This is a genomic window from Moorena sp. SIO4E2, assembly GCF_010671945.1.
GTDB lineage: Bacteria > Cyanobacteriota > Cyanobacteriia > Cyanobacteriales > Coleofasciculaceae > Moorena > Moorena producens.
On the sequence record NZ_JAAHIE010000359.1, the window covers coordinates 4578 to 7798 of the forward strand.

Genomic DNA, 3221 nt, shown 5'->3' on the forward strand with positions numbered 1-3221 from the left:
AGCAGCATCTCTTGCTGAGTCCGGTATTTGGTATAGTCTCCCCCTGAATTCATGACAGCAAACCAAACAGTGCCATAGGTTTGAGTTGGTAAGGCTCCGGCTAAGGTACTAACATAATTCAAACTACCGGATTTAACTACTGCTAAGTTAGGCAATGGACGTTCATTTAAAATACCTTTGTCTTGTCCTACGATGGCAAATACATCAGCAACGGTCATGTTGTATTGCTGAAGATAGCGCTCAATGGCGAGAAATACAGCAGTGACAGCCCGAGGAGACATGCGATTTTCTTCACCTAAACCAGAGCCATTGATTAAGCTAATTTCTGATTGGGGTACTCCCGCTGCTTCTGCTGCTTTGCGGGCTACCACTTTGGCACCACCAGCTGTATTGGCTAGCATGTCGGCCATTTTATTATTACTGTAGCGATTCATTTTCTTCAGCAGTTCCGCCAGGGGAAAGGAATACTGGCGCACTAGGGGCTGTAGATTGTCAGGGGGTGAAGCTACCACTTGCACAGAGCCTGCGATCGCAATTTCCGGTCTAGGGGTACCTGGGGGTAAGGTCTGATACTGAGTTTCTGCTGCTGGTGGCCAACTCTTACCATTCAAGCCTTGCTTGAGCAGAGTGCCAGCTTTGAGGGGTAAGGTCTCAAAATTCATATAAAACTTACCCACAATCACCAAATTACCGGTTACTTGCTTGATTCCTAACTGATTTAACTGGTTGCCTACTGCTATGGCTTCTTCCCACACAAAAAACGGGTCTTCTGACCCTTGAACCACTAGGTCTCCCTGTAGCACCCCGTTCTCAATCGGTCCGGTGGCGCTAAATTGGGTAATGAATTGGTGATCAGGACCAAAGGTAGAAAGAGCGGCTAGGGTAGTTGCTGCTTTGGTAAGGGATGCTGCTGGTAAGGGAATAGTGCCTTGATGATTAGCTAACAGGGTATCTCCTGATTCCATCCATATCCCTTGATTGGTCTTAGTCATCCCTTTGGCGGATAATCCTTTTAGGTATTGGTCAACACTCTGTTGGGTTCCTGGATTAGGATTCGTTGCCGCAACGGTTAGCGGTTGATCAGGCTTTTGGATCACCTTTAGTGCATTCTCTGGTTCTGAGGACTTGGAAGACTCTGGATCAGGAGATGGCGATACACCCTTAGGGGAATCCGCCCCATTACATCCAATTACTAGTGTTAGGAGTAGTGTAGATAGTGTAGCAGTTACATAAGTCTTCGTTTTGAGCATTATTATATTAGGTGATATCTTTCCAAATCCTCTAGAATTATCTACTATAATCGAGCCTGATCCAATCCTCGATTATAATGCTATATTCTAAACTGAAAATACTATAGCTTTTGGTAAGCTATCAGCTATCAGCTTATGCTTAGATAGGCTTTCACCCAGACTTTAAATTCTCATTAATCTCTCAATCTTAAATTTTCAAATAGGTTTATTTTAAGCTGACAGCTGACGGCTGACGGCTGACGGCTGACAGCTTATATCTTTTCTTCTAACTGTTTAAGTTTCAAATTTACTTCCAAATCATCCCGTCCCACAATAGTTTCTAAGTTACCGAGGCGTTCTTCCATCTGTTGTACTTGATTAGGAAGAAGGGTTTTATCGGACTTGTTATGAGAGTGCCACACAAAAGCGGTGCTAGTTGCTGCGCCTCCGATCACAATCATCGGTATGGCTAACTTATATCTGCCTGGGGCAAAAATCATACAAATGGCTAACATTCCAGTAGCATAAGACCAAATTTGTTTAGTGGTCATCGCACGGATATTAAGAGATTTCTCGAATTCGGATTGTTGTTGATAGGTCATAGTTTAATAAAGGAATCGGGAATCGGGAGTAGGGAGTAGGGAGTAGGGAGTAGGGAGTAGGGAATAGGGAATAGGGAATAGGGAATAGGGAATAGGGAGTAGGGAACAGTTGCGTATGGTTTTGTCCTGGAAATGCGATTGACCGTAGGCCACGCTACGCTCCGGAAGCGTTCGCAAAGCGTGGCCTACGGCCTCAGCTTCCGCGCTTGTGCGATCGCATTCACTATCCCATGGTAAGCATTGAGCTTTTATAGCAGAAGTCAGAAGTCAGAAGTCAGAAGTCAGAAGTAAAACTCTTGCGCTTACAAAGGGTGTGAGACTTTTGTCATGTCCTAACTGCCCTGGCGACTGCTATAGCCATTGGCCTAGTTCAGCTTCTCCCAAACCTAAGCCTTAAGCTGATACGCGACACGCTGATAGCTGACCGCTGACCGCTGACCGCTGACCGCTGACCACTGACCGCTGATAGCTTACATCCCATCACCTATTGCTCATCTTTCAAGAGTTCTGATCCATGGTCAGTAAAATTTTCAATACTCCCCGCTGCTGGGCATGGTTAAAGGCGGTTAACCCTTCCTCAATTGGGTAATGACTTTGGATTAGGTAGTTGACATTTACTTTATCTTGTGCTAGTAAATTGATGGCTGGTTTAAAGGGACCGCAACGGGAACCGATTAGGGTAATTTCGTCTACTACTAGAGACGATGCATCAAAGGTTAAGTTGCCAGCGTAGGTACTTTTTAATACCAGGGTACCTCGTGGGCGCAAGGCTCCCCGGGCAAGGGCAAAGCCTTCGGGGTTGCCAGTACACTCCACTGAGATATCGAAAGGACCGTTAGTGATGGCATCGGCAAAACCTACCTTTATTCCTCTGGCTTCTAAATTGGCCAATTTCTCTTGATGACGGCCAATCACTAGCAAATTGCAGCCCGTTAGGGCTAGGGTTTGTGCCACCAGTTGTCCCAGCTTACCGTCTCCCACTACTAACACCTGGTGATCGGGACGCACCCTGACTTGTTCCTGAATTTCCAGAGCCGCAGCCAAAGGCTCAGTAAAGGTGGCGGCATCAGTAGAAATATTATCGGGTAAGGGATGTAAGTTTTTTACCGGCAAGGTCAGATAGTCAGCAAAGGCTCCGTTACGGTTAACAATACCTAAGACAGTACGGTTTTGGCAGTGAGTCGGTTGTCCACTTCTACAAAATCGACACTCACCACAGGCGGCATTAATTTCTCCCACCACCCGCTGGTTGACTAAATTCTTTGGTCCATCTTCCACAACACCAACAAATTCATGACCTAATATACCTTTGTAAGGGTAATAGCCTCGGATTAGTTCCAAGTCAGTGTTGCATATCCCCGCACGCAACACCCGCACTAAAGCTTCATCA

General features: G+C 46.0%; 4 protein-coding genes. All 4 read right to left on the bottom strand.

Annotated features, from left to right (window positions below):
• Window positions 1–1250 (bottom strand): D-alanyl-D-alanine carboxypeptidase (locus F6K37_RS27110; protein ID WP_287253473.1); only part of this gene is annotated, 1250 nt, incomplete at its 3' end.
• A gap of 251 nt (window positions 1251–1501) precedes the next feature.
• A complete protein-coding gene (locus tag F6K37_RS27115; RefSeq protein WP_287253475.1) occupies window positions 1502–1831 on the bottom strand; it encodes a hypothetical protein in 330 nt (109 codons plus the stop codon).
• A gap of 3 nt (window positions 1832–1834) precedes the next feature.
• Window positions 1835–1984: a hypothetical protein gene (locus tag F6K37_RS27120; RefSeq protein ID WP_287253477.1), complete on the bottom strand. Its 150-nt coding sequence runs from the start codon at window positions 1982–1984 to the stop codon at window positions 1835–1837.
• A gap of 345 nt (window positions 1985–2329) precedes the next feature.
• Window positions 2330–3221: MDR/zinc-dependent alcohol dehydrogenase-like family protein (locus F6K37_RS27125; protein ID WP_287253479.1), on the bottom strand; the 892-nt coding region annotated here is incomplete at its 5' end.